Source organism: Nostoc piscinale CENA21, from assembly GCF_001298445.1.
GTDB lineage: Bacteria > Cyanobacteriota > Cyanobacteriia > Cyanobacteriales > Nostocaceae > Nostoc_B > Nostoc_B piscinale_A.
The window spans coordinates 2,102,969-2,127,376 of sequence record NZ_CP012036.1; the positions used below are offsets into that span (position 1 = coordinate 2,102,969).

Consider the following 24,408-nt stretch of genomic DNA (forward strand, 5'->3'; position numbering starts at 1 on the left):
AGATTCCTTTTTTTGTTGATTCTCCAGTCGCCAAACTGGAGTTTTTTTTTGGACAAGGAAATTAACTAAAACAACACGCTATCAACGTCTAAATAGCTGATAGTTTCTCCTCTGGAATTAACCTCCTCAATGAATGATTTGATGATGGGATAGGGGAATCTCAGCATTAGGCGGGGATAGCAGAAGGACAAGCAAATTACGAATGCGGCGGTGGGGCATCCCCATGAGGCTGTTGATATTTTGATTGGCGGGTCAATTAGGCGAAGTTCACAGGCGTAGAACAGTTTTGAGTGCATGGCGGCGTATTGCCAGAGGCGCAGGAATAGCAGTAGTTTTTCATAACGGTTTAATTCTTTGCGGACATCGCAGTTAATTGGTTCGTTCATGGTTGGTTGGGTCTTTGGGATTGTTCCATCCAGGTGGCGATCGCACTCAAGACTCTGATTTTGTCAATTTCGGTGAGGTCGCTGATATTGTCGTAGTCTCTCAATTGAAGGCGGGTTTTACCTTCCAGCTTTTCGACTGTTTCGTAAAGTGGCTCATTGGGGAATTTGAGAGACTCGATTATTGCCGTGGATAAATCCAGGAGGAAGGGGCGGCACAGTTCTAGTAGGTGGTCTTTGTTTTGTGTCATGGTCATGTTCAAAAAAATGGCGGCTGACTTTGGATGTGTCAGCCGCCGCTAAACTTCTTCGAGTTAGGGTCAACGCCGATCACGCTCCAAGTCGTAAATTACTTTTTCGAGATACCAGTGATATGTTTTACCAGGATGTATCTGTTGCTGCTGGCTCACTAGATTTGAAGCAGCAGTACTGTCTCCCTGCAACATCGCCAAAAGTCTTGAATAAGTTTCGTAATCTCTGAGTTCATCTATGCCGTGTTCCACGTTGTAAATAACTTTCGCCAGATACCAGTTGTCATGCCTGCCTGGGAAGAATTGGCGTTGTTGCCACAATAATTGTTTGGCTGTTGAGACATCGCCTTGTAGCAGTTGTAAAAGTTGAGCTTGTAGTTGGCGATTTCTCGGATTGGTGAGATAGGTATGAGAATATCTGGCTTGTTTCTCAGTAGAGGGCTTAGGTTTTTGGTGCTTATATTTTTGGTAGTAATCAATACATATAAATACCAGTAACATAACAATTGTTTTGATAAACCAGTAAGCTAGAATTTCCATAAAATGAGTTGGTGATGCAACTCTTTCCAGCATCTACGGGTATCCCCATTGCGAGCATCAGGGGATATCCGTATTTGTTTTTAAAGCTACTTGAGTGATTCATAAGCACACCTAGAATAATTTGATTACTTTGGCTCGCGCCTCTACAAGTGATTGCCTTTCATGGAGTGGGAATTATTAGGGAAGGCGGATCTAAGCTGCGAACTTGATCCGCCGTGTAGCTAACAAACGAGGAAAATTTAATGAGTAAAAAATATCGACTTGGCTACCCTGAAGACAGGGCAGGCTTGAGCGATGACGATGTTGTGTCTGCTCCTGGGGGTTTATGTTTTGGCATGTCAGACATGGTTAAGATGAACTCGCTGATGACGGCTATCATTAGTTGGACTACGGCTGGCAGATTTCCTCCCCCTGAACACAAATGGTTTACGGAAGAAGGTTTTAGGTGCGAAGTCTTGAGAGCGAGTGGCGGAGGGTGGATGAAAGGCAGATTCAGATTTCGGTTAGAGTTTATCCCTGACGAACCAGCACTACCCCCGCAGAAAGACCCAAACTCACCACTTGATGATTTACGGACAAATTTAGACATATAACCATGCTCATAATTTGATTACTTGGCGATCGCACCAACGCAACCGCCACAAATAAAGCCGTCTACCCGCGAAATCGGTTAGACGGCTTTATTCTTCCTCTGAAAAAGATTCACTTACTTCTGATAGAACCGCTTGCAGATTTTGCATTTCTTCTGCAAGTTTTTTGCTCTCTTGTAGGCTGAACTCTAGTTGTCTCTGCTGAGATTCGATAAGGATTAAACAAGCTTTATGTAGTTCATTCAGCCTACGCCGGATTCCCCCAGGAGTTGTTTGTCCTCCAGGAGTAGTCCATGTTCTAGTTTTATCTGTCCCCTCGCTATTTGAATAAAAAAATTGTGTTCGGGTCAGTCCCAGTTGAGAGGCTTTCTCTCTCAGCAACTCCCAATCGTCCGCCGACATCCTCAGAGTGGCATTTACTGTTTTGTTGACCGTTGACTGGTTGTGGTTTTCTCCCATTTGGTATCGCCATATAGTTGACCCCTTAATTATTGCACGTGTAACAGAACGGTAGATGCACGTGCGTTACAAGAAAGCTGCTTGACTCTTGTCTTTGCACGTGCAATAAATAATAGCATAGTCCATCACGTTCAGAGGATTGCAACACTCAAAACAAACCAGTAGAGATAGCAGCCTACCGCCAATGAGGCACAGAAAGACCTGCCCGCGCTGAGTGAAACCTTTTTTTTGTACCCGATACCCAAACCCCAAACCATGCAGAGATAGCGGCCTGCAAGCACTGAGCCAACGAAAGACCTGCTAGGGGTGAACAGTCAACAGTCAACTAGCACTAGCAAATGGAAGACAGACAAATTTACGAACTTGTTAACACCGAAACAGAAGAGGTTGAAGCAGAGCAGTGGATGAGTATTTCTGATGCAAAGAGTCGCAATGACGAGCTAAGGGGAAACAACGAACCTTACCGATGGGTAAGGCAAGAACCGAGCGAATAGCAAAGACCTGCTAGGGGTAAACAGTGAACAGTCAACAGTCAACAGTTAACAGCATGAGCAAACCAACTCTCGTCCACATTCAAGAATCTGAATTTGAAATCGTTCTCAACGTAGACAGCATCAACTATGTCGGAAAAATGGGGACAAACGTATTCATTCACTTCAACGGCGAATGCGACAAATTAGCGTTACGGGGAAGTGCAGGAGAAGCAGTTTGGAAGCTGATACGCGGCTCCAGCGTAACCATTTACCAAGCACCACAAGACAACAAAAAACGCCGAAACCCTTACAGCAAAGGATTCCGGCGGACAACCTAACAACCTTTTTGGACTTGATAAGTAAATCTCAACCACTAGTATTCCCAAACAATTAACCAACAATGAGCGAACAAGACACCATTAACAAACCTTCAACAAACGGTAAAACCTCCCACATTGCACCGAGAAAAGGTAAACAAAGGCAGTGGAAGGATTTAACAGTTGACCCACTATCAGAGGGGTTTGATAGTCATATCGCCGAATATGTCGTTGGTAAAGCTCCAGTGACATGGGTAACTTTAGAAGCGGGACAATTATTCAGCCGTACCAAATCGGGTAAGAATCTTTACGTCAAGCTTAATGATGGTCGTGCTGTCAGCTTAGATACCCGTCAGCCAATCGAATTTAAACCGTCCATTCGCCAAACTACCCAGGTTTGTTGGTAACAAGCTTTAACTCAATCACAGCATCAAAAGGAGATTTTTAAGGGGCAACCGCATCTACCCTAAAGTGCGATCGCCCCAACTTCAGATGTCAAAACAAACATCCACCTGGAGAAATTATGGACTACTTACACAACGAAATCAACCGCGTCGGCTTCCCAGAAGGACAATTGTTAGGCAATGGTGCATCAGCCGAAGAATGCGCCGAAATTTCAGCAGCCTATCACCAAGGCAAACCAATGCCAGCGAGTGATAACCCCGTTATCAACCGGATAACAGAACGCTTAGTGAAAACCAGTGGTTACGGGCAGAACCAAGGAAGTGAACAGCATGGAAGCCAGCAGTCTGTCTCCTGAGTTCTACGAGATGCAAGCCGCACTTGCCGCCAACGAACTCGACTTTGAACTTCACCTCTCAGCCTGTGAAGCCGAAGCCAAAAGTGTAATCAACGGGAGTTTTGAGCCAATGCCACAAGCAGAAACTCAACCACAGCAATCAACCAACTCAGTTTATAACCTCAACGAAATTCTCGACGCATTCAGCTAACACCCAGCCCCTACTTTGGGGCTTTCCTCCATGAACAGTGAAAAACCAAGGTCTTATTTAAATGAAGCAATGCTGGCGCTGATGATCATGTTTTTGATGATTCCCTTTGCTGCACTAACCTTAAAAGCTGCTGTTGAAATAGTTAGGAGTGACCAATGTCCGATGACCAACAAAAAATAGTAGTTGAAATTCCCTCAGAGCGTGGTTACTCCCCAGTCCCCATTCCCCACTCTCAACCCAACAAACTGGAGGAATTTAAGCGGGGGTGGATAAACGCTGTTGCACTGCCCGACAACTTGAGTGATTTAATTTTTGATATCACCACATCAATTACCATCCCCGCCTTAATTAGCAGCTGCTGGTCAGTACTGCCACTACCAGGATTTATCAGAGTTGGTGGATTACTAGCTTTAGCAGTATCAGCTCTGGTGCTATGGCAGATGCTGTCCTTTGCAGAGATTCGGGGAATTTTGGTATTTCGGCTGATACTAGTCGCTGTTGGGGTAGTAGTGGGATTATGAGCGAACTGCACCCATCACAAGTACATTCGTACCTACAGCTTTACCAGCGTTCCAATTGGACATCATGGTGTGGTTTAATAACATCGATGCTAATTCTGTGTGCAGCGATCGACGCACAAAGACAGTCAAAGCCCTGGCTGATTGGTTGTGCGTCAGCTGCTTTAACTGTGGGCAGAAACCAACGCCAAACAGCCAAACAGTTGCAGCAGGCACTAGGAGATTTTGACCAAGCATCACGAGCTAATTTTCTGGGTTGGGTACGGACTAAAACTCAACCCACTGCACAGTTAGCGGTGACAATTGCCAATGATGCCGACTGGACACCTGCCAACCTGATTACAGATCCAGTGGAATACATCCAGAAAAAACAAAAACACGTTGCCTTAGTCGGGGGTACTGGTGATGGCAAGTCAACTTTCACCCAGTACCTGTCCTCCAAAATCGGTGGCAGGGTCGTAGTTTATGATTCTGATGCCAAACCGGATGATTGGAGTTGGCTAGATCAAAAAGATGTCATTGGGCGGAAGGGGAATTTTAAAGCCATTGATACCGCAATGGGCAACGACTTAACCACCTTAGAAGAATTAGTAGAGTTGCGTGGTGATGGGGGAGATAACGCGATTATTGGGCGCGATCGCTTTCTCATTGCTGAGGAATTTCCGCTGTTAGTAGATGAATGCGACAATGCAGCCCGATGGTTTAAGAAACACCTCAAGCGGGGACGGCGTTATAAGCAGTTCGTTTTGGCGATCGCCCAGAATGACACCGCCGAAAACTATGGCTTGCAAGGGGACAAGGAAACCTTGTACAGCTGCTGCTGTCTGGTGCGTTTGGGACAGTTCGCCCGTGACTATGCCCGAACAGTTCTCAAAAATCCACAACTTGAGCAGTGGTTGAAAGCTGGTGGTAAAAAGCGGTTCATGGTCGATGATGTCCCTTGCGAACTGGATTTGAGCAACTGGAGTATGGGCAGTGGTGCAGTGGCGCAAATCTCCGGCGGGAGTGTTGATGAGGTGCAATCACTAATGTCTTCCCTCAATGAATATGAGCAAATTATTGTGAATTGGGGACAAACCAATCCAGGAGTAGTTTTAAAAGCGCGAATACTTCAGCAAGCCAGCCCCCCTTTTAAAAAGATGCCGCCAGATGACATCAGAATTTTGTTTGCATCCCTAGCAGATCGGCTCATCGGTGAAGTGGTTGGTGATGGTGACAGGTTGGGCTGGAGGTGGTCACAGTAATGTCTACACCTTGTCTACAGTTCGTCAACACTTTATCTACACCGCATTTCAACCAATTTACTGTGCAATTCACCAATACTGCGACTATGCCAGTACCCAGCCAACAGTTCATTAGGTGTAGGTCAAAAATTCGTCTACAGCCTCTACAATTTTTCAGCCCCGAAAAATCGGCTGTAGACGCTGAAATCCCCACCAGAAAAGCACTGTAGCGATTGTAGACAAAATTTCGGGGATGCCAAAAAGTGCGAAATGATCGCGTTTTGATGCTACAGAATCGCGATCGCACTGGTGAAAGTTTTACGCCCACAGTTTAGCCCAAACAAATTAAGTAGAGATGAGTGAATGCCCAATTGGTTTAATTTGTGAAAACTTCGAGGAGGGCTGTCGCTACTACTGCGAATCATTAGCCCGTCCGTGGCCGCTGCCATTTTTTGATTGGTATTTCATCAATCCCAAATGGAGAAAAGAATGCGGTTTTGTAGTGCAATTGCCCGGCTATCAAGAAGCAGAGAATGAATGGGAGGAGACATTTGTAGACCGCCACAACGATTGGGTTAACAGCATCAGAGACGAGCTTTGGCTTGCGGGGTGGTGGAGAGCTATCGCTCTGCCTTACAAAGCACACCCTGATGGGGGACTAGAAGTAACTCAAGAATTGCTGCTTGACAATACAGTGACATTTTCTACCCCTTGGATTTCTAAAGGGGTTATTTACGCACCTCCACACTGGGAAGCATTCATTCCACCCGTGCCAGTAGATGGCTGGCCTCATGATAGTTGTTGGACTGAGTACATCGAAGCTGATGGATTTTACACAGATTGGGTCATCTATTGGCCTAGTGATTTTGAGGTTACCAGGGACTACGACTATGAATAATAGCAACGATGAGTTTCCTGACATAACTTTTGGTATCGAAGCTGTTTATGTTCCACGCGAAAAAATTTATTTGGAACTTTAAAGACCCTCGTATTCAGCATTTAAATAAATCCACCTTGTTTCCACCCGAAATGATGTGAAGAAAAATCGACAGTTTACAAGGTTACTATGATTGGTTCGATTTATTAATTGGTGATTTCAATAGATGCGAGTGCGAGGAGTGTTTGAAATCAAGTAATGAGCGCCTGGAAGCAATCAACGAATTAATTGCAGACTTTGATGAAGATAGAATTCCGTATTGGATTTTGCCATAATCATGGACATTGATAAACGAATCAGGGAAGCTAACGGACGGCTGAGAGCCAACAATTATGGTATTACCATTGAACAGCTAGGGGGACAGATTCATCTACGGGCAACACTTCCACCCAAACCAAACTCTGGTAAAACTGGCTGGCATCAACAAAGAATAAGCATTGCCCCTGCCAATGCAGATGGAGTTAAAATCGCCGAAAAAGAAGCCAAAATACTAAGAGTTCGACTAGCTACTAGAACATTTGATTGGGCTGATCACACAGCCTTTTCCGTTGGTGCAAATCAAAACATTGGTCAATTAATTGAAGACTTTAAAAAAGATTATTTTCAACGCCGTTCCGAAAATTTCAAATCACAATCAACATGGAAGATTGAATATGCCTCAGTTTTCAAAATACTAGATTCCAGCAGTCAGCTAACGGCTGAAATGTTGAAACAGGTCATCTTATCAACTCAACCGGACACAAGAACCCGTAAAAGATTCTGTCAAACCCTGGGGGCATTAGCTAAATTTGCCGGAATCGATTTTGACCCCAGCCCGTACGCAGGTAATTACAGCCCCAAAAGCAGACAACCGAGAGATTTACCAAATGACGAATTAATAGTTGAGTGGTATTACAAAATTCAGGACGTTAGGTGGCAATGGGTTTATGGCATTTTGGCGACTTATGGGTTGAGGAATCATGAGGTGTTCTTCCTTGACCTAAAGGCGTTGAGAGCCGGAAATCAGGTGTTAAGTGTACTTCAAGGTAAAACTGGTTATCGAAACATTTGGCCTTTTCACCCAGAATGGTTTGACCAGTTCGGATTGCAGAATGTCAAAATTCCTAACATCAACTGCGATCGCGCCAACTCAGACATCGGCGCAACCGTCAGCCAGAGACTGAGACGAAACGACGGCATTCCCTTTAAGGTCTATGATTTGCGCCATTGCTGGGCAGTCAGAACGCTTGAGTATGGCATTGATATTTCTCTGGCAGCGCAACAGATGGGGCATAGCCTAGCTGTACACAGCAACCTTTACCACACCTGGATACAGGCGAAGCACCACCAACGGGCGTTTGAGTTGGCCTTGAGTAAAACCGATAGACCAAAGCCACCAAAAATATAAGTTCATGATTGTTTACAAAAAAATAACCAGCAAGACCCTTGCTGGCTTTTTGTGCTATAAAAGTATACCAATCCTGTCTCTTAATCTATTGGTTGCGGGTTCAAATCCCTCGTCACCCACTGCTTTGAGAATTTTCGATACTTGCGTTTGACTAAAACGTGACTAAATCAAGAGAATATCCCGCCTCAAAACCCTTGCTTTTAAGTCGTCTTGTTTATTTTAATTCCCAGTTTCTCCGGTTCTTGAGCGACCATCCCCCGAAACCTCCGCAGTTCATCCCAAGCCCTGGTGCTGATGTCGAGTGTCTTGCTGTGCTGATTGGCGTGGTAGTGAGTATTTTTGTAGCCAATATATCGGGCGATCGCGCTTAATATAACCTCTCGCTCATCGGCTGAGTTGCCGTGTAACAAGCTATCTCCAGCGTCTAAGCGCCGAGCGTAATCCATGATTTGTGCTTCAAGTGCGATCGGGATTCTGACGGTTTTAGTTTTGCCGTGCTTCCAACTGCTACTTATCTCCCAAGTGGTTGTTCTGCGTCCGCCGTGTTCAGACATAAAAACCCTACATTGCCGTGTAACAAGCATATTGTAGGGTATTCATGAGTGCTTTATCGCTAAACTTCTGACTAGAGTGAATCCCCAGAGAGTTACTCACTGCGATCGCGTTCTTGCTCTTCTCCAGGAACAATATTTGTTAACTGGTTCCCGTTGACTCTAAAATCCCAGGTTTCGCCGTTAACACCTTGAGGATGAATGTAGAACAACCAACCGCCATCTCGATGTTCTGCCCTCAGTGAAAAATCAATAGCTTTACCTTGGTGAAGGTTAAAATACTGCTCTAATGTGTGTTGAGTCATATATGTTAGAGAAAATTCAGGAATTTTTAAAATACTGGGAGTCTTTACCCTCAAACGTTTATAACCTATTACGATGACTTGTATGGTTATCCTTGGGGACGACTACAGTTAGCAGGGATGTTGTGTTTAGGCTTTGCGTTTTACTTTGGTCTGATTAACCTAATTTTTCAGTTACCCTGAATCCCCAGAGGGTATCACTGGTCATTGCGGATTCTAAAATTCTGGTGCTTTTGCAAGAATCCCTGAAGATCCTTAATTTCAAATTTCAACTCTTTAAAGTAGTCCTCAGCCCTCTCGGCTTTATGGTCGATTCTTTCTTTGTTACCGTTAATAGCCAAAAGGGTCGCATCCTTGTAGTTGACATAATCCTGTAAGTGGATTTCAAACCTTTTCTCAATCGTGAAAATTTTCTCACTTAAAAGTTTGGTTTGATCCAACGCCTGAGAGTGAGAGTTTAAATCTTCTCTCAAATCTCGAACCTGATTAGTAATCGAATTAAATTTAGAAACGACTTTAACGGCTGTGCCTACCAACATCACAACGCTTACAGTTATCCCTAGAAAAATACTAGTTGATTCTAAAGTGACGTTCATGCCCTGCGGCTGAGGTGCGGCAGGATTAACTGCTATTACTAGTTTCATCGGGATTATTTATTAGTGGAATCTCTGGCGAGTTTATTTGAGCGTAAATAGCCTCAGCAATAGTTGAGAAGTTTAATAATAATTCTGAAGTAGTGGTGAATTTAATCATTCCTCCCGACTCATTATTAATAGTTGTGCCTTCTAGTGTCACCCAATCAATTCGCCAAAATATTTCTAAAACAAGTGTGTTTAAATCGCCTTCTGTAATGTCGCCTTGAATGCGCCAGATTCGGGGGATTTTTTGTATTTCTATGGTTTGAATTGTCATGGCTTTTTATAGAGCGAAAACCAACTACCAGAATCAATCGTAAAAGTAGCCCCATTATTTGTAGCTGTTGTAGTACGAATATCTATTGTGTCGTTGGCTGCAAGATTAAATAGAGTTACGGAGCCATGAACGGCTAAAGTAAAAGCGCCAGAGGTGGGCTGTATTGTGGTTCTGGCTATATCTTTAAAAAAAGAGCCGTTCTTATAAACAGAAAGTCTTAGCCTAGTTGTAGCCGTCCCATCTGTTGTGAAAGTTCCAGAAATGTAAGTTTCTAAACAGTAATCACCAGCGTATTCAGAAGGGATAACAGAATTACCAGTAGATATATTATGAATGTTTTGATTGTCTACTTCTTCTGAATTGAAAACAATTTTATTTACAGCACTAGTGCTAAGGCTTGAGGTGCTACTGGTTCTAATCGCTGATGCTTTTGGTAAATTATCAGCTACTAAATTACCGCCGACATGGAGATTTTTAGCAATACCAACGCCACCATCAAATCGAGTGCCTGTTGTTGTGTTTGTCGCTTGGGTGGTATCAGTAAATCTTTTTAATCCTCCAATCGATTCATCACCTGATAAATGTGCCATTAAATCATAAAGTTGAACAATGGCATTTTGTACAGTATTTGCGGTAATGTTAGTAGTTGGATTAAAAGTTATTTGGCTGGCATAGGTGCTAGGCGGAATAGTTAAAGGCATTTTTTAGGTCAATTCTCTTACTAGAGCATTCCCATTTGCAGCACTCCAAATACCACTAATTACACCAGTGTAATTAAATGGCATTTCAAAATATCCGCCAGCAGCAATTGGAACTGCCGCTTCTGAGGTAGTAGCAGCCGAATCAAAGTCAATATACAAAGTGGCTGTTGAGTTATTCCAAATAGTTAACCCTTTTCTATTGGAATTGGCGGCGGCGATGGTTTGACTATTTGTAGAAGCGGCAACGGTTGAAGGAGTAGAAGTGCTACTAGTTGATTCAACTACAGTAACGCTTGCTGGATTGTATAAAGCCATTATTCAACACACTCCACAAAAGAAAGCTTGCAATTATTAGCAGATATAGCTGAAACCTTGCCGACATAGAGATTGGTTTGATTAATTTCGTAGCTACCACCACGGGGTTTTAAAATGATGCCTTTACCAACAGTCCCTTTAGATTTATCACCTAATATCAAGGTGATATCGTAAAGTGAATTATTAACAAAGACCGCATATTGACGATTGCTATTCTCGTTTAAAACCTCATCTCCGACATTTTTGGTAAATGTTTTTTCCCCGTGGGTACAATTATTAAATCGGATAACCTCAACCGTATTGCTAGAGTTGTTGAGCATAATTACCAAAAACCTCAATGGCATCACTATCCAAATTTATACTAGCCTGATTGCTTATCTGATTTTACAGCTTGTCTCTATTCCTGAACAATGGGGTAATACATTATTAGATAAATTTCGCTATCTTCAGTCTTGTATGTGTCAGAAAATCAGTTATGTTCATTGGTTTGAAGAGATGATGTTATGTTGACATTTTTTGGCTTCTTAGAATCCGTGTAATTATTTATGTAAAGTTTTATATCATCATTCAACATTTCTGGATATACCCAGAATCCAACTTTACGGATTCGATCATAGACTTTGCCTCGAAAAATATCACCCTTCTTGTATGACTGAGTAGGGTTAATACCAAGAAGGTCTGTCACCTCATCTGGAACCAAATCATCACTCCAAAATCGCAATGAAACCGAACACTCATCAACTTCTCCTCCTGCTATCCAAACAATCTCTCCTACAGGGTTCCCTGGTGGCAATCTTAGTGGTGGTTCCAATGACTCATCCATAAATTATTGACTATTGTTTATATTTAGGGATTTTCATAAAAACAAAAATAGCTAATCGCTAGGTTGGAAAATCACCAGCAATTAGCTATTAATTATAGTTTTTTAACTCCGGCATAGCATCTATTCTTTTGCCTTTTCCCTTTTACCTTTTGCCTTATTTACGGTTGATTTGGTGCAGTACAAGCACTATTAAACCCATAAGCTTCTTGCCAATGTTTCACCGTTCCTTTACCGATAGGAAAGACTTTAGTATCACCATTGGCAAAAGTTAACCGAGCGCGGACTTCTTTTGGTTGAGCTTTGCGTAAAATGTTAGCAGCATCGGCATTAATAGCAAATAAAGTATCTGACATATACCAAGTGTTGCTATATGAAACGTTTTGATTGTTTTCATATTCGGTATATGTATATTTGCCAGAAAAGCCTCTGACTTTGCTATTGGGGCTAGGAGTTAATTGCAGAATTTGACCATCAATACCTAACTCTATGGTGGTAGGAGCGATTTGTTCTAATGTTGCCTGGCCATCGGCTGGGGCAGTTTGGACGACGACTTTCGCAAAACAGCCTTCAATTTTGCTTCCCCACAAAGACACAACTACAAATCTGCCGGGACGGGGGCCGCTAAAGGGACTTTTAATTAAACTGCTTAAGGGGTCTTCACCGTGGGCATCAATAACTACTTTGCCTAAAGCGGAGTTCACTAGAGTATCTTGGATATTTACGAGTTTACTAAAAGGCAAGCCACCGCCCGCCCAAGGCATTCCATTGACTGTGTTGAGTTTATCTTCATCGATCGCAGTTTGGGCGATCGCTTGTTCACCAGCAAAATTTAGCAAATTTGGCAATAGTAATACAGTTAAAAGACTAAAATTTAAAATTTTTTTCATCTGAAAAAAATGTGTAAATTAAAATGTTTTATTCTAAATTCTGCCGTCTTTAGCAAATTCTACCAGGACAAGAACCTGCGGCTCCGCCAGAACCGTTGATGACTGATGGTCTGCCAATGGTAGGAACATTAGCAGATGCAGGTTTATCTTTTGGTTGAGAAATCGGTATTGCTAATTTCAAAGTTCTCACGGCTTTAGAATTAACAAAGATGTTGATGGGAATGCCTAAATTAAACCCAACTTTTTCCCCGTCGGATCTTGCACCGCGTCCGTGAATTCCAATTAAACGGCCGTTATCATCTAGCACAGGGCCACCACTCATCCCGCGATAAGTCGTGTTGCTATAAATTAAGGTGTAACCTTCTTTGTCTTGAGAATTAGTCCCAATAATTTGTCCCATTGGGACTAACACAGTGCGGTTTTCAATGCCGTGTAATGGTTCCGGTGCGCCCGATACATATACTGTTGTGCCTTCCCTGGTGGCATCGGAATTGCCAAAAATCGCCACATTGTAGGCTTGATCGCTGTTAAACTGTAAAATTGCTAAATCTGCTTCTGGAACACGGGTGATAGACGTGGGTTGAACTTGATATTGGGTCTGACCTCTTGTTTGGATGGTGTAAGTTCCTGGCGCATCAACCACATGCCAATTAGTCAGCACGCTGTAGGTTTTGCCTTTGCGGTAAATAATCACTCCAGAACCAAGTTTAGGGCCACTAATCATGACAGTAATGTTTTGAGCAAGATTAGTGACATCTTGTGCAGTTAAGGATTGAGCAACTTCTGGTTGCGTCAAGGCGATCGCTACCCCGACAATTGCTGTTGTAAATCCACGATTAAGTTTCATAATCTGACCTCTAATCAGCCTGATTAAATACAGTAGTAACCGTAGTGTTTTCGGCTTTTGGCATCATCTGTATCACCTTTGTTATCGGTACAGCCCAACTGAGGCGAATAATCATTTGATGCAATCTTTCATCGGCTTTAGAACCATCAGCAAATACTGATGGTTGATCCCACAATGGATAAGCTTGCATCCCATTAATTCCCACCACTTGACCCCGAACATTTAATAAAGGGCCGCCACTCATACCGTTTTTAATATTGTTGGTGTAGCCTAGTTGATAACCACCCTCTAAAGGTTTGGCTAGAACTAAACTCACCTTGCCTGTGGTAAACGCCAAACTTTGTTTTTTACCTCGTTCTTCCACAGCCGGATAACCCGCAGCAAATACTTCATCTCCTGATGCGGGAAATGCACCAGGAGATGCTATTGCATAGATACTGCCTGCACTTTTGAATTGCAACACAGCCAAATCGTTTTTTCCGAAGTTTAAGCGTTGAGGTAAATTAGCTCTATAAATCCTACCATCTGGCGCTTGTACACGATAGGGAGGATCACCAGCTTGTAATACATGAGCATTGGTCAGTACTGTATATGTTGCACCTCTACGCCGCAACAAAATACCCGAACCCAAAAAATCTTGAGATAGAACTTTGACAGTAATCGACCGAGCAATGTAATTTGGTGTAGGAATACTGACAACTGGTGCTGATGCCGACAAAATTAGGGAAATACTGCCAAGACAGACAACCAGTGTCAACGGAGAACCATTCATTTGGGTTTACAACAGATAAAAAATAGCGATCGCATCTTTATTCATTAATATCTTGATTAATATCGCTATTTTGGTCATTTGTCGCGTTATTTAAATATGTATCAAAATCAATGTTCAATGAGTCTCCCCCACTTTCATTCAGAACATTCCCCGCGACTAATCCCCGACGATTCATCAGTCTTCTCAAAGTTGTTTTCGCATTACTACCACGTTTGAGAGTAAATAACAAAGAACTATCAGTGCAAGGCGCATTCTGGTTTATCGCGGCACACACTACAGGTTGTCCACGCAACACGCCTGTTTTAATGTACTTAAGTCTGCCATTGTCATAACTTTTTTGAAACCTCCGAGACACTTCATAACAACGGCGTTCTGAGTTCCACTCTCTAGGAAAGTAATCTTGGGATGACCATTGAATCATCGGGACTTTCCTACCATCTTGCGTTTGAGCAACTGTGACAGGTACACCTTGACGCTTTTCACACTTAAAAATCGTCCCTCCCGCATAGCTAGGCTGATCAATAGTTGCAACCATACTCAACGCCGCTACAGAAGTGACTCCAATCCCCATCAAGCCTTGGCCAAACAACCTCAATTTCATGGTTAACACCTAACTTCCTCAAAAATATCAGGTATCTTACTGAAAGTGTAAAACATCATTGACCGTAAAATCACGGTGATAGTTCCCGCTAGAAAATTAATTTAACTTAAACCGAGTTTCCCTGAGTATGACAAAGTTTTGTTGTAGATAGAAATTGACTTTAAAATTTTAATTTCGATACTAATCAGTAAGTATATTCTTGAGCTAATTCATAGCAATGACATACAAAAAACACACCTTGGACACAATGTTGAAATATATTAACCGAAAATAGTTAATCTTTTGTTACAGAGATTATATTCATGAATCAATCGGCTAGTTTTTTGTTTGTTCTTCAGAATCAATATCAGGGGCGTTAGACATGAATTCCAGTTTAATTCTGTCCAATATTCTAAACCCGCCAGTGTTATTTTTCTTTTTAGGAATGCTGGCAATTTTTTTGCAATCTGATCTGGAAATTCCACAACCTTTACCTAAATTGTTTTCCCTTTACCTGTTACTAGCTATTGGTTTCAAAGGCGGATATGAAATTACCGAAAGTGGTATCAATCCTGAAATTGCTCTCACACTTTTTGCGGCGATTTTAATGGCTTCGGCTGTTCCTGTTTACTCATTTTTCATTTTAAAAGTTAAATTAGACGCATACAATGCAGCCGCCATAGCAGCAACTTATGGTTCAATTAGTGCAGTGACATTTATTACTGCTCAATCTTTTCTTAAAATTTTGAATATTTCCTCTGGCGGACACATGGTAGCCGCTTTAGCATTAATGGAATCACCAGCAATTATTGTGGGGATTTTGCTAGTGAGATTGTTTGCACCACCGAAAGAAAACCAAAAAGCCGAATTTTCTTGGAGTGAAGTTTTACGGGAAGCTTTCTTAAATGGTTCAGTTTTTCTCTTGATTGGTAGCGTGATTATTGGCACACTCACGGGTGAAAAAGGTTGGGAAAAACTACATCCATTCACCCAAGAAATTTTTTTACGGAGTCTTAGCCTTCTTTTTACTAGATATGGGAATGGTTGCCGCCAGAAGAATCAAAGATATGCGTAAAACTGGTTCTTTTTTAATTGCCTTTTCGATATTAATGCCTGTAGCTAATGCCATTTTCGGCATAATTATTGCCAAATTAATTGGCATGTCTGCGGGTAATGCTTTACTATTTGCAGTCCTTTGTGCGAGTGCTTCTTACATAGCAGTTCCAGCAGCGATGCGAATGACAGTTCCAGAAGCTAATCCTAGTTTGTATGTATCTATGGCATTAGCCTTGACCTTTCCTTTCAATATTATTATTGGCATTCCTTTGTATTTCAATATTATCAAAGCGATCGGAGTTTAAATAAGTGGAAGCCATCAAGAAAGTCGAGATAGTTACAAACTCTTTAGAACTACCAAAAGTTCTAGATATTTTAGAAAAAATCGGGGTTTCTGGTTACACAGTAATTGAAGATGTCACAGGTAAAGGAGATAGAGGCAGAGTGTTTAATGATTTAGAAACTCATACGCTCACGAATGGCTATATTATGAGTGTTTGCACACAAGCACAAGAACAAGAATTAGTAACAGAAATTGAGCCGATTTTGAAAAAATTTGGAGGTGTGTGTATTGTCTCTGATGCCAAGTGGATTGCACATTAGATAAGCTCTGAAGAGGCGTATTGATAGTATCAACGTCTCTCAAAATCACATTAGCTTATTATTCAGGAGTTTTTAACCGTGCCAATTAAACGCATAATTGCGGGGCTGAATGAATTTCACGATAATTATTTTATTACACACCGGGAATTATTTGAAAATTTATCGCAGGGACAAACACCAGAAGTATTATTTATTACTTGTTCTGATTCTCGGATTGATCCTTTTTTAATTACCCAGAGTCAGCCGGGAGATTTATTTGTTATTCGTAATGTTGGTAATATTATTCCACCTTATGGCTCACCTCATGGTGCTGAAGGTGCAGGAATAGAGTATGCAATTCAGGCTTTAAATATCAATGATGTAGTTGTCTGTGGTCATTCTCATTGTGGAGCAATGCGAGGATTATTACAGATAGGTAGTTTGGCACAGCAAATGCCGTTGGTTTATGACTGGTTAAGGCAGTACGCTGAACCAACTCGCCGTTTGGTGATGGATAACTATAAAGATTATCCCAGTGATAAGCTTTTAAGAATTGCCATTGAACAAAATGTACTTACACAAATCGAAAACCTCGAAACCCATCCAATTATTCGTTCTCGACTGCATAGCGGTCAACTAACTCTTCATGCTTGGATTTATGAAATTGAGACTGGTGAAGTATTTGCTTATGATGCCAATGCAGGGCAATTTAAGATTTTAGAAAATCGTCCCTTCCCTGTACCAAATCCGTTGATTGGTGTATATTCAGAGTAATTAATTATTAATGCTTGATAGGGTAATTGTGAGATTTTAAACTCTTGATTACCCTATCTTAATTTAAGTTTACACTAAATACGGCAATGAAGAATTTTTTTGTTTACAAAGAATAGTGATTTGCTGCGGCAAAAGGTATATGAATATTGGGAAGTGGTGAAACAATGGTTTTTCAATACACCAGAGCGATCGCTTGCTCAAGCTTATGATGCTGCCAAGAAAATCAGAAATATTGAAATAGAGCATTTTGACAATCAAATCATTTCTGCCGCATCTGTAAATGAGACACCAAATGTCATGTCTTATTGGCATAACATACTGACCCAAAATTTAACTGTTATTAAACTGAGACTCGCCGAATTCCAAGCCAGCCGCGCACTATTAGAAATCTCTAACCCTGTTTTATTAGATAAACTCCAGTTTATTGATGAAGTTATTGAAAAGTATCAGCAACAAACCTTAATAATTAGCAAAATAAATCAACAATCAGCATCTCAACCGCTAAAAATTGACAGTGAAATTTATCAAAATACATCTAATGTCATCAACCCTACCACCAACAATCGAAGTATAGGATTTCTCCCTAGTTCTATTGGTAGAACCATTAACCGAATTACCACAGACTTTTCTCCCAACGCCGAAGCAGATTTTATTCGGAATTACCACATTTCCCAAAATCGCACCAGAACTTCTGTGCGGTTCTTGTTACTGTTAATTGTGATTCCGTTACTAACTCAGCGGTTTTCTAAAGAATTTTTAGTGAGTCCTATAGTAGAGCATGTTAGAAGTCAAAAAATTACTGGTATTTTTATTAATTCTGAGATGGAGGAAGAAGCTTTCAAGGAGTTAAAAACCTTTGAAGAACAATTAAAATTTCAAACTCTCCTCAAGAAAGCGCCTAGTTTATCTCCAGAGGAAATCAAAACTACTGTCAAAGAAAAAGCCATTGAAATAGCTCAAAAATTCCGCAGTAAAAGTCAAGAAGCCATTAGTAATGTTTTCGCTGATTTAATTTCTTTAGTCGCCTTTGCTGTCGTAGTTGCTAATGGCAAAAAAGAAATTGCGGCGATTAAATCTTTTATAGATGAACTGATATTTGGCTTGAGTGATAGTGCTAAAGCCTTTGTGATTATTTTGTTTACTGATATATTTGTTGGTTTTCACTCCCCACACGGTTGGGAAGTCATTCTTGAAGGGTTAGCCGAACATTTGGGACTAGCACCTAATAGAAGTTTGATATTTCTCTTTATTGCCACATTTCCCGTAATTTTGGATACAGTTGTGAAATACTGGATATTCCGTTACCTCAGCCGCTTGTCACCTTCAGCACTGGCTACATATAAAGAAATGAACGAATAAGATTCGCCAATTACGTTAATAGATTGTCAATCTCCTTCTTCTGTTGGCTGAACATTGCCACTAATGATTGCTTGAAATATGTTTTTGATAAACCAAAAAGTTGCAGTCACTAACAACACAATCATTAAACTAGCAAGGGCAGCAAAGGGAGAAAAAATCAACAAGATTAACATTGCAAAAATTATGCTAGTGATTAATGTTTTATTCATATTTTGCACCTGTTTTAGTTTCTAGTTGTAGCTTAACTAACAACAGTGCGAATAGTCATGTATCTAAAAGTAGGGATTTAAATGAAATTAAACTTTATTCAATCAATTCATCATTACGATCTATTCAATTTAGTATTTAAGATAGCAGTCCTAAATGAATTACAAATCTACTGCCTATGACCTACTATTTCTATCAACCAGTAGTTTAGAAATCAAATAGGATTGCGATATGAGTCTTTTTTGCCTGGTTCATGGCGCTTTTCAAGGCACTTGGTGTTGGAATCTACTAACGCCTTACTTAGAATCTCAGGGTCACACAACTCTAGCAATGGATTTGCCAATTGAAAATGCTTCTACAACTTTGTCTCAATTTGCAGATGCAGTGATTAAAGTACTGCCTAAAACAGATGATGATATTGTCCTAGTAGGTCACTCAATGGCTGGTACGATAATTCCTTTGGTTGCAGAAGCGGTAAAAGTGCGTCAACTAGTGTTTGTGGCGGCGCTACTTCCCTATCCTGGAATTAGTACACTTGACCAATTTGCTCATCAGCTTAATTCTGATACGCTGCAATCCTTCAATTATCAACTAAAAGATCCAAGTCAACTTGAACAGTTCCACTCAGAACCGAGTATGTATGAACCGGATTCTTTAGGGAAAGACTATTCAGACGAAGCAGTATTAAGGCATTTTTTCTATCATGATTGTCAACCAGATGTGGTAGATTGGGCAATATCGAAGGGGCGATCGCAACAATCTTTAGCATATATATTTGAAACCCATCCACTAAAAGCCTTGCCTACAGTTGAGCGTAAATATATTGTTTGTATTAATGACCGCATTATCTCTCCTGCATGGTCACGCTACGCTGCACGCCAGCGTCTAGGAGTTGATGCGATCGAATTACCATCTGGACATTGCCCACATTTGTCTTGTCCTGAAATGCTGGCTTCAGTATTACAGCAGATTTCAAGTAAGTGAAGTACACAATCAATAAACTAGCCGTCATCAACTGCATTCATCACCACACAGTTAATAACGGCTAATTAATTGTTTGGTGGAAGAATTTATTTAATGATTCCTAAAACTTCCGGTTGGGCAATTTGGGGTGCAAATAATCCCTTGGCATAAATTTCGGGCTTGGCTTCGGCAAATTGAATATATGATTGGCGTACTTGGGTGTTAACAGCCACAGTTTTGACATCATACATTTGCGTAGCTAATTTGGGATAAATACCAACACCAATAATCAGTACCAAGAAGCAAGCGGCGATAAAGATTTCACGCGGTTGGGCATCTCGGTAAACTGCTTCGCTTGGTAGGAGACAGTCTGTACCAAAGCAAACTGTACCTTCATCTTCTTGATTTTCAAAAGCAGAGTTACCAATATCACAGCTGAGTTCTGCGCCAGTACCGTAAAATACTTGTCGCAACATCGACAGCAGATAAATCGGGGTGAGGATAACTCCGACGGCGGCTAAGAACACCATGACGGTGCAGAATGTAGGACTGTAAATGTCACTGGTGGTAATGCCAACAAATACTTGTAGTTCACTCACAAAGCCACTCATACCGGGAAGTGCTAGTGATGCCATTGCGCCAGCGGTAAACAGGGCAAATACTTTTGGCATAATTTGACCAATACCGCCCATACTTTCCATTGCCATTGTATGGGTGCGATCGTATGTAACACCAGCTAAGAAAAATAGGACTGCGGCAATTAAACCGTGGGAAAGCATTTGCAGCATTGCACCACTGACACCGACATCAGTGAAGGAGGCAATTCCCAAAAGTACAAAGCCCATGTGAGAAATAGACGAATAAGCGAGGCGGCGCTTCATGTTCGTCTGGGCGAAGGAGTTTAATGCACCATAAATAATATTGATGACACCGAGAGTTGCAAGAACTGGTGCAAAGTAAACATGGGCATCAGAAAGCATTTCTAAATTTAGGCGAATTAACCCATATCCACCCATTTTCAGCAGTACACCTGCTAATAGCATGGATACAGGGGCTGATGCTTCACCGTGGGCATCAGGCAACCATGTATGTAAGGGAAATACGGCTAATTTGACACCAAAGGCAATTAATAACCCAGCATATAACCACAGTTCTAAAGCTAAAGGATAATTCTTTGCACTAAGTTCGACTATATCGAAGGTTGTATTATTGCCGTAGAGCGCCATTGCCAAGCCCGCTACGAGAATAAAAATAGAAGCTGCGGCGGTATAAAGTAAGAATTTGGTGGCAGCGTAACGACGTTTTTGACCACCCCAAATAGAGACAAGTAAATAAACAGGAACTAATTCTAGTTCCCACATAATGAAGAACAACAGTAAGTCTTGGGCGACGAATACGCCGATTTGTGCGCCATACAGCAGCAACATCAAGAAGTAAAACAAGCGTGGCTTGAGGTTAACTTGCCATGCGGCAAACATTGAAAGGGTTGTTACTAATCCTGCCAGTAGCACAAGTGGCGCGGATATTCCATCGACTGAAACTGCCCAACTGAACCCCAACTGAGGCACCCAGGTATATTTCTCCGCGAGTTGAAAAGTTGCACTGCTGGCATCGTAATGCTTCCAAAAGGCATAGCACATCAAGGTAAAATCCGCGATCGCCACACCTAAAGCATACCAGCGCACAAGTTTGCCGTCTTTATCAGGCAGCACGGGAATGAGCATGGAAGCAACGAGTGGGAGCAGAATAATCGCGGTTAGCCAAGGAAATCCATCCGCTATCATGGCAGTAAGCAAAAATACTCATAGTTGAATAAACTCATTATATGCAATTACGTTAAATTTTCTTCATAAATCTTTACCGCAGATTGCTATAGAAGGAATTTATTATGCAAAGGTCGAAATAACAGACAATTTATTGAACAATAAGTAAGATTAGGTTACTTTACTCTAAAATTGTGTAGTTACACAGCTTATCTTTATTAAAGTCTCAATTCCATAAAAATCCAGTTATTTCGATATTCTGGAGGGACTTCTATTTTTTCAAAATATGGTGCAATATCTTGAAAACCGAGTGAATGATAGAGTGCTTGCGCTGCTTTCGTAAAAGGAGCCGTATCTAAGCGCAGTTTTGAGTAACCTATATTGGCAGCTTCATAGATAATATTTTCTAATAACTCTCGACCTATACCTTTGGCGCGAAATTTTGGCTGGACATACAGCCTTTTTACCTCTCCAATTCCCTGATCAATGCTGCGTAAGCCAACACAACCAACAATTTTGCCTTTATATCTTGCCAAAAGTAAGCGTCCATCTGGTGGCATAAATTCATCGAGTTGAGCAAGACATTCTTCTAAAGAAGAATTAATATCAAAACCCATGTTAAATTCCTGGCTCCACATCAAATTTATCCAGCTAAAATATTCAAACAGCAAATCTTTGATGTGCGCTTTGTCTTTGTCAGTTTCGCATTGAATAATTTGTAGCAAAATAACTTCCTTACTATGTATCAGTAGAGCGAGGTAAATATTTGTAGTTAATTTGTAGTTAGAAAAATGCAGAAGGCAGGATGTAAAAGGATTTTAGGGAAATTAATTTTTATTAAAGAAGAGACTTATAAATAGGATTGATATAGATTTTTCCAATGTATAGAATACCAATTATTGATTTATCAGCCTTGATAAATAGTCATTCACAAGCTCAAGATGCTGTAGTAAAACAAATTTATCAAGCTTGCCATAAAGTTGGCTTTATGTACTTACAAAATCAGGGCATTTCAAAAGAACTGATTGCAGCAGTATTTAGCTATAGTCAACATATTTTTAATTTACCGCTAGAAGTTAAACAACAAATAGCTTGGCAAAATGAATTTAGTAACACTGGTTATGTTGGCAAAGAAAGAGAAAGGCTCAATCCAAGTCAACCAGGAGACTTAAAAGAAGCGTTTAATTTTAGCAAGGTAGAAGTTGCGTTTCCTATAAATGGCGTGACTCTGGCAAACGACCCTTGTATTATTGCATTTTATAAAGCTTGTACAGAACTAACTAACAAAGTATTAACAACATTTGCTTTGGCGTTAGGATTACCAGAAGATTTTTTTTACGGTTAGACACAATCAGCAAAATCATACTCTGCGACTGCTACATTATCCACCATTACAAGAACTTCCGAAACCTGGACAAGTGCGTGCGGGTGAGCATTCTGATTATGGCAGTATTACTTTGCTATTCCAAGATGATGTGGGTGGTTTGGAAGTGCAAACAACAACTGGAGAGTGGATAACTGCGCCGACAATTCCTGATACGGTGATTGTGAATACAGGAGATTTGATGCAGCGTTGGACAAATGATGTGTTTTGTTCAACTAAGCATCGGGTGATGATTCCCAAGGATCACAGGGTACAGCGATCGCGCTATTCAATCGCGTTTTTCTGTCATCCTAATGATGATACAGAAATTGCTTGTTTGGAAACTTGTCAAAAACAACGTGCGCCTATTTATCCTCCCATCCTTGCGGGAGAATATCTTTTGAGTCGTTTACAAGCAACATATTAAATGAAAACCTACGATTGGATTGTGGTTGGTGGCGGAATTACGGGTGCGACACTTGCCTATGAATTAGTCAAAGTCGGTTTGAGTGTACTGTTATTAGAACAACACGCCACACCAGACAATGCAACTCGATATAGTTATGGTGGACTAGCTTATTGGTCAGGAACAACACCACTTACTCGTCAATTATGCCAAGAAGCGATCGCCCGTTATCAAATTTTGTCTCAAGAGTTAGATGCTGATATTGAATTGCGAGAATTAGATTTATTACTGACAATTTCAGCCGATACTCACCCACAAACCGCCGCCAGTATTTATGCTAATTGTGCCGTACCACCAAGTTTACTGAGTGTACAAGCAGCTTATGAGTTAGAACCATTACTAAATCGGGAGGTTATTTCCGGTGCTTTAACTGTGAAACATGGCCATATTCATCCAGACAAAACAGCACAAGCATATATAAAAGCTTTTTTACGCGCTGGCGGGGAAATGCAAATTAGTCAAGTTTTGCAAATCCTCAAAGGTGGTGTCCAAACAAATACCGACACTTATCATAGTGCTAACGTTGTGATTTGCGCTGGTGGACTCAGCCGAAAAATACTCAAATCAGCAGGTATTTCCGTCAAAGTGTATTTTACCCACGCCGAAATGATTGAAATTCCACCTGTAGATTTGCGTTTACAAACTTTAGTAATGCCAGCTAATCTGCAAAGATTTCAATTAGAAGCAGCATCAACACAAGTTGATGAATTGTGGGATGAATTGGGAAATGAATTAGTCCCACCAATATTAGATGTAGGTGCAGTGCAGTTTTTAGATGGTAGCTTGCGTGTGGGTCAAATTAGTCGGACACTCACAAATCCTGATGCACAAGTAAATGCCGAAGATAGCGAAAATTGGTTGCGAAATAATATTACTTCAGTGTTACCGGCATTGGGTAATTTACCAGGAACTTGGTATCATTGTTTAGTTGCATTTAGTAACAATCGTTTACCTGTAATTGGTGCTATCCCAGAATTTGCAGGTGTGCATATTTTTTCGGGATTCAGCAATCCTCTTGTTTTTGTACCACCTTTAGCACAACGTTTTGCTAACTTTGTCACGGGGAAGGAAGATGAAATTATGAATCAAATAATCATAGGTATGAAGTAAGTTAAACCTTAGAATTGATAAGGCTCATAGATAAAATATCGAGCCTC

General features: G+C 41.0%; 36 protein-coding genes and 3 pseudogenes. 20 read left to right on the forward strand and 19 right to left on the reverse strand.

Going from position 1 to position 24,408, the window contains the following annotated elements; translation table 11 throughout:
- Positions 1 to 65: 65 nt before the first annotated feature.
- The 3 genes from ACX27_RS31620 to ACX27_RS32825 all read right to left on the reverse strand — a co-directional run bounded on the left by ACX27_RS31620 (position 66) and on the right by ACX27_RS32825 (position 1,207).
- Positions 66 to 386 carry a hypothetical protein gene (locus ACX27_RS31620; RefSeq protein WP_144427428.1) on the reverse strand — a complete coding sequence of 107 codons (321 nt, stop codon included), beginning with the start codon at positions 384 to 386 and terminating at the stop codon, positions 66 to 68.
- Positions 383 to 634: a hypothetical protein gene (locus tag ACX27_RS09110; protein WP_062291185.1), complete on the reverse strand. Its 252-nt coding sequence runs from the start codon at positions 632 to 634 to the stop codon at positions 383 to 385. The genes ACX27_RS31620 and ACX27_RS09110 overlap by 4 nt, the downstream gene beginning before the upstream one ends.
- Before the next feature lie 69 nt (positions 635 to 703).
- A complete protein-coding gene (locus tag ACX27_RS32825; RefSeq protein WP_200929930.1) occupies positions 704 to 1,207 on the reverse strand; it encodes a hypothetical protein in 504 nt (167 codons plus the stop codon).
- 209 nt (positions 1,208 to 1,416) lie between these two features.
- On the opposite strand from ACX27_RS32825, the gene ACX27_RS09120 reads away from it, so the two are divergent.
- Positions 1,417 to 1,767 (forward strand): KGK domain-containing protein, encoded by a 351-nt coding sequence (locus ACX27_RS09120; RefSeq protein ID WP_062291190.1) that lies wholly within the window; start codon positions 1,417 to 1,419, stop codon positions 1,765 to 1,767.
- 87 nt (positions 1,768 to 1,854) lie between these two features.
- Here the strand turns inward: ACX27_RS09120 and ACX27_RS09125 are convergent, their stop codons facing one another.
- Complete coding sequence (locus ACX27_RS09125) at positions 1,855 to 2,223, reverse strand: hypothetical protein (RefSeq protein ID WP_062291193.1); 369 nt, start codon at positions 2,221 to 2,223, stop codon at positions 1,855 to 1,857.
- Positions 2,224 to 2,561: 338 nt separating this feature from the next.
- On the opposite strand from ACX27_RS09125, the gene ACX27_RS32315 reads away from it, so the two are divergent.
- The 11 genes from ACX27_RS32315 to ACX27_RS09165 all read left to right on the forward strand — a co-directional run bounded on the left by ACX27_RS32315 (position 2,562) and on the right by ACX27_RS09165 (position 8,028).
- Positions 2,562 to 2,717 carry a hypothetical protein gene (locus ACX27_RS32315; protein WP_158507360.1) on the forward strand — a complete coding sequence of 52 codons (156 nt, stop codon included), beginning with the start codon at positions 2,562 to 2,564 and terminating at the stop codon, positions 2,715 to 2,717.
- 23 nt (positions 2,718 to 2,740) lie between these two features.
- Positions 2,741 to 3,034, forward strand: coding sequence for a hypothetical protein (locus ACX27_RS09130; RefSeq protein WP_144427429.1), 294 nt, complete (start codon positions 2,741 to 2,743; stop codon positions 3,032 to 3,034).
- A gap of 62 nt (positions 3,035 to 3,096) precedes the next feature.
- Positions 3,097 to 3,420 carry a hypothetical protein gene (locus ACX27_RS09135; protein WP_235526568.1) on the forward strand — a complete coding sequence of 108 codons (324 nt, stop codon included), beginning with the start codon at positions 3,097 to 3,099 and terminating at the stop codon, positions 3,418 to 3,420.
- Between the two features lie 116 nt (positions 3,421 to 3,536).
- Positions 3,537 to 3,773: a hypothetical protein gene (locus tag ACX27_RS09140; RefSeq protein ID WP_062291199.1), complete on the forward strand. Its 237-nt coding sequence runs from the start codon at positions 3,537 to 3,539 to the stop codon at positions 3,771 to 3,773.
- Positions 3,748 to 3,963 carry a hypothetical protein gene (locus ACX27_RS09145; protein ID WP_062291203.1) on the forward strand — a complete coding sequence of 72 codons (216 nt, stop codon included), beginning with the start codon at positions 3,748 to 3,750 and terminating at the stop codon, positions 3,961 to 3,963. Before ACX27_RS09140 ends, ACX27_RS09145 begins: the two co-directional genes overlap by 26 nt.
- A gap of 30 nt (positions 3,964 to 3,993) precedes the next feature.
- Positions 3,994 to 4,143 (forward strand): hypothetical protein, encoded by a 150-nt coding sequence (locus ACX27_RS32320; RefSeq protein ID WP_158507361.1) that lies wholly within the window; start codon positions 3,994 to 3,996, stop codon positions 4,141 to 4,143.
- Positions 4,119 to 4,484, forward strand: a complete 366-nt coding sequence (locus ACX27_RS09150; RefSeq protein WP_062291206.1) for a hypothetical protein — start codon at positions 4,119 to 4,121, stop codon at positions 4,482 to 4,484. Before ACX27_RS32320 ends, ACX27_RS09150 begins: the two co-directional genes overlap by 25 nt.
- The gene (locus tag ACX27_RS09155) at positions 4,481 to 5,725 is read left to right on the forward strand and encodes a type IV secretory system conjugative DNA transfer family protein (RefSeq protein ID WP_144427430.1); all 1,245 of its coding nucleotides are present in this window, start codon (positions 4,481 to 4,483) and stop codon (positions 5,723 to 5,725) included. Before ACX27_RS09150 ends, ACX27_RS09155 begins: the two co-directional genes overlap by 4 nt.
- Positions 5,725 to 5,934, forward strand: a complete 210-nt coding sequence (locus tag ACX27_RS31625; RefSeq protein WP_144427431.1) for a hypothetical protein — start codon at positions 5,725 to 5,727, stop codon at positions 5,932 to 5,934. The genes ACX27_RS09155 and ACX27_RS31625 overlap by 1 nt, the downstream gene beginning before the upstream one ends.
- A gap of 125 nt (positions 5,935 to 6,059) precedes the next feature.
- Positions 6,060 to 6,602 carry a hypothetical protein gene (locus tag ACX27_RS09160; protein WP_062291211.1) on the forward strand — a complete coding sequence of 181 codons (543 nt, stop codon included), beginning with the start codon at positions 6,060 to 6,062 and terminating at the stop codon, positions 6,600 to 6,602.
- A gap of 316 nt (positions 6,603 to 6,918) precedes the next feature.
- Positions 6,919 to 8,028: a site-specific integrase gene (locus ACX27_RS09165; protein WP_062298240.1), complete on the forward strand. Its 1,110-nt coding sequence runs from the start codon at positions 6,919 to 6,921 to the stop codon at positions 8,026 to 8,028.
- 200 nt (positions 8,029 to 8,228) lie between these two features.
- Here ACX27_RS09165 and ACX27_RS09170 read toward each other — a convergent pair whose 3' ends face one another.
- The 7 genes from ACX27_RS09170 to ACX27_RS32690 all read right to left on the reverse strand — a co-directional run bounded on the left by ACX27_RS09170 (position 8,229) and on the right by ACX27_RS32690 (position 11,129).
- Positions 8,229 to 8,582 (reverse strand): hypothetical protein, encoded by a 354-nt coding sequence (locus ACX27_RS09170; RefSeq protein ID WP_062291146.1) that lies wholly within the window; start codon positions 8,580 to 8,582, stop codon positions 8,229 to 8,231.
- Between the two features lie 92 nt (positions 8,583 to 8,674).
- Positions 8,675 to 8,884 (reverse strand): hypothetical protein, encoded by a 210-nt coding sequence (locus tag ACX27_RS09175; RefSeq protein WP_062291149.1) that lies wholly within the window; start codon positions 8,882 to 8,884, stop codon positions 8,675 to 8,677.
- Positions 8,885 to 9,078: 194 nt separating this feature from the next.
- Positions 9,079 to 9,525 carry a hypothetical protein gene (locus ACX27_RS09180; RefSeq protein WP_062291152.1) on the reverse strand — a complete coding sequence of 149 codons (447 nt, stop codon included), beginning with the start codon at positions 9,523 to 9,525 and terminating at the stop codon, positions 9,079 to 9,081.
- Positions 9,503 to 9,793, reverse strand: coding sequence for a hypothetical protein (locus ACX27_RS09185; RefSeq protein WP_062291155.1), 291 nt, complete (start codon positions 9,791 to 9,793; stop codon positions 9,503 to 9,505). The genes ACX27_RS09180 and ACX27_RS09185 overlap by 23 nt, the downstream gene beginning before the upstream one ends.
- A complete protein-coding gene (locus ACX27_RS09190) occupies positions 9,790 to 10,494 on the reverse strand; it encodes a hypothetical protein (protein WP_062291159.1) in 705 nt (234 codons plus the stop codon). The genes ACX27_RS09185 and ACX27_RS09190 overlap by 4 nt, the downstream gene beginning before the upstream one ends.
- Positions 10,495 to 10,497: 3 nt before the next feature.
- On the reverse strand, positions 10,498 to 10,809 hold the full coding sequence (locus ACX27_RS09195; protein ID WP_062291215.1) for a hypothetical protein: 312 nt from the start codon (positions 10,807 to 10,809) through the stop codon (positions 10,498 to 10,500).
- Complete coding sequence (locus tag ACX27_RS32690; RefSeq protein WP_062293814.1) at positions 10,809 to 11,129, reverse strand: hypothetical protein; 321 nt, start codon at positions 11,127 to 11,129, stop codon at positions 10,809 to 10,811. Before ACX27_RS32690 ends, ACX27_RS09195 begins: the two co-directional genes overlap by 1 nt.
- On the opposite strand from ACX27_RS32690, the pseudogene ACX27_RS31630 reads away from it, so the two are divergent.
- Positions 11,113 to 11,319 (forward strand): annotated as a pseudogene (locus ACX27_RS31630) (hypothetical protein); the annotation flags it as partial. The gene ACX27_RS32690 and the pseudogene ACX27_RS31630 sit on opposite strands and share 17 nt — an antisense overlap.
- Here the strand turns inward: ACX27_RS31630 and ACX27_RS09205 are convergent.
- The 5 genes from ACX27_RS09205 to ACX27_RS09225 form a co-directional block, all read right to left on the reverse strand.
- A complete protein-coding gene (locus ACX27_RS09205) occupies positions 11,279 to 11,632 on the reverse strand; it encodes a DUF4279 domain-containing protein (RefSeq protein ID WP_062291221.1) in 354 nt (117 codons plus the stop codon). The pseudogene ACX27_RS31630 and the gene ACX27_RS09205 overlap by 41 nt on opposite strands.
- A 158-nt stretch (positions 11,633 to 11,790) precedes the next feature.
- The gene (locus ACX27_RS09210) at positions 11,791 to 12,519 is read right to left on the reverse strand and encodes a hypothetical protein (protein ID WP_062291225.1); all 729 of its coding nucleotides are present in this window, start codon (positions 12,517 to 12,519) and stop codon (positions 11,791 to 11,793) included.
- Positions 12,520 to 12,568: 49 nt separating this feature from the next.
- Complete coding sequence (locus ACX27_RS09215) at positions 12,569 to 13,366, reverse strand: S1 family peptidase (protein WP_062291228.1); 798 nt, start codon at positions 13,364 to 13,366, stop codon at positions 12,569 to 12,571.
- Between the two features lie 10 nt (positions 13,367 to 13,376).
- Complete coding sequence (locus tag ACX27_RS09220) at positions 13,377 to 14,138, reverse strand: S1 family peptidase (RefSeq protein ID WP_062291231.1); 762 nt, start codon at positions 14,136 to 14,138, stop codon at positions 13,377 to 13,379.
- 37 nt (positions 14,139 to 14,175) lie between these two features.
- Positions 14,176 to 14,739, reverse strand: coding sequence for a COP23 domain-containing protein (locus tag ACX27_RS09225; protein ID WP_062291235.1), 564 nt, complete (start codon positions 14,737 to 14,739; stop codon positions 14,176 to 14,178).
- 361 nt (positions 14,740 to 15,100) lie between these two features.
- On the opposite strand from ACX27_RS09225, the pseudogene ACX27_RS09230 reads away from it, so the two are divergent.
- The 4 genes and pseudogenes from ACX27_RS09230 to ACX27_RS09245 all read left to right on the forward strand — a co-directional run bounded on the left by ACX27_RS09230 (position 15,101) and on the right by ACX27_RS09245 (position 18,489).
- Positions 15,101 to 16,079 (forward strand): annotated as a pseudogene (locus ACX27_RS09230) (sodium-dependent bicarbonate transport family permease).
- Between the two features lie 4 nt (positions 16,080 to 16,083).
- Positions 16,084 to 16,377 carry a P-II family nitrogen regulator gene (locus ACX27_RS09235; protein ID WP_062291238.1) on the forward strand — a complete coding sequence of 98 codons (294 nt, stop codon included), beginning with the start codon at positions 16,084 to 16,086 and terminating at the stop codon, positions 16,375 to 16,377.
- A 78-nt stretch (positions 16,378 to 16,455) separates the two neighbouring features.
- Positions 16,456 to 17,130: a carbonic anhydrase gene (locus tag ACX27_RS09240; protein WP_062291241.1), complete on the forward strand. Its 675-nt coding sequence runs from the start codon at positions 16,456 to 16,458 to the stop codon at positions 17,128 to 17,130.
- A gap of 99 nt (positions 17,131 to 17,229) precedes the next feature.
- Positions 17,230 to 18,489, forward strand: a complete 1,260-nt coding sequence (locus tag ACX27_RS09245; RefSeq protein WP_062291244.1) for a proton extrusion protein PcxA — start codon at positions 17,230 to 17,232, stop codon at positions 18,487 to 18,489.
- Between the two features lie 26 nt (positions 18,490 to 18,515).
- Here ACX27_RS09245 and ACX27_RS09250 read toward each other — a convergent pair whose 3' ends face one another.
- Complete coding sequence (locus tag ACX27_RS09250) at positions 18,516 to 18,698, reverse strand: hypothetical protein (protein WP_062291247.1); 183 nt, start codon at positions 18,696 to 18,698, stop codon at positions 18,516 to 18,518.
- Between the two features lie 229 nt (positions 18,699 to 18,927).
- Here ACX27_RS09250 and ACX27_RS09255 point away from each other — a divergent pair, with 229 nt between their 5' ends.
- Complete coding sequence (locus tag ACX27_RS09255; RefSeq protein WP_062291251.1) at positions 18,928 to 19,680, forward strand: alpha/beta fold hydrolase; 753 nt, start codon at positions 18,928 to 18,930, stop codon at positions 19,678 to 19,680.
- A gap of 86 nt (positions 19,681 to 19,766) precedes the next feature.
- Here ACX27_RS09255 and ACX27_RS09260 read toward each other — a convergent pair whose 3' ends face one another.
- Both ACX27_RS09260 and ACX27_RS09265 read right to left on the reverse strand, forming a co-directional pair.
- Positions 19,767 to 21,443: an NAD(P)H-quinone oxidoreductase subunit 4 gene (locus ACX27_RS09260; protein ID WP_062291253.1), complete on the reverse strand. Its 1,677-nt coding sequence runs from the start codon at positions 21,441 to 21,443 to the stop codon at positions 19,767 to 19,769.
- Positions 21,444 to 21,640: 197 nt separating this feature from the next.
- Positions 21,641 to 22,147, reverse strand: a complete 507-nt coding sequence (locus ACX27_RS09265) for a GNAT family N-acetyltransferase (protein ID WP_062291256.1) — start codon at positions 22,145 to 22,147, stop codon at positions 21,641 to 21,643.
- A gap of 155 nt (positions 22,148 to 22,302) precedes the next feature.
- Between ACX27_RS09265 and ACX27_RS35660 the strand changes: the two are divergent.
- Both ACX27_RS35660 and ACX27_RS09275 read left to right on the forward strand, forming a co-directional pair.
- A pseudogene (locus tag ACX27_RS35660) lies at positions 22,303 to 23,212 on the forward strand (isopenicillin N synthase family dioxygenase).
- The gene (locus tag ACX27_RS09275) at positions 23,213 to 24,361 is read left to right on the forward strand and encodes an NAD(P)/FAD-dependent oxidoreductase (protein ID WP_062291259.1); all 1,149 of its coding nucleotides are present in this window, start codon (positions 23,213 to 23,215) and stop codon (positions 24,359 to 24,361) included.
- Positions 24,362 to 24,408: the final 47 nt, after the last annotated feature.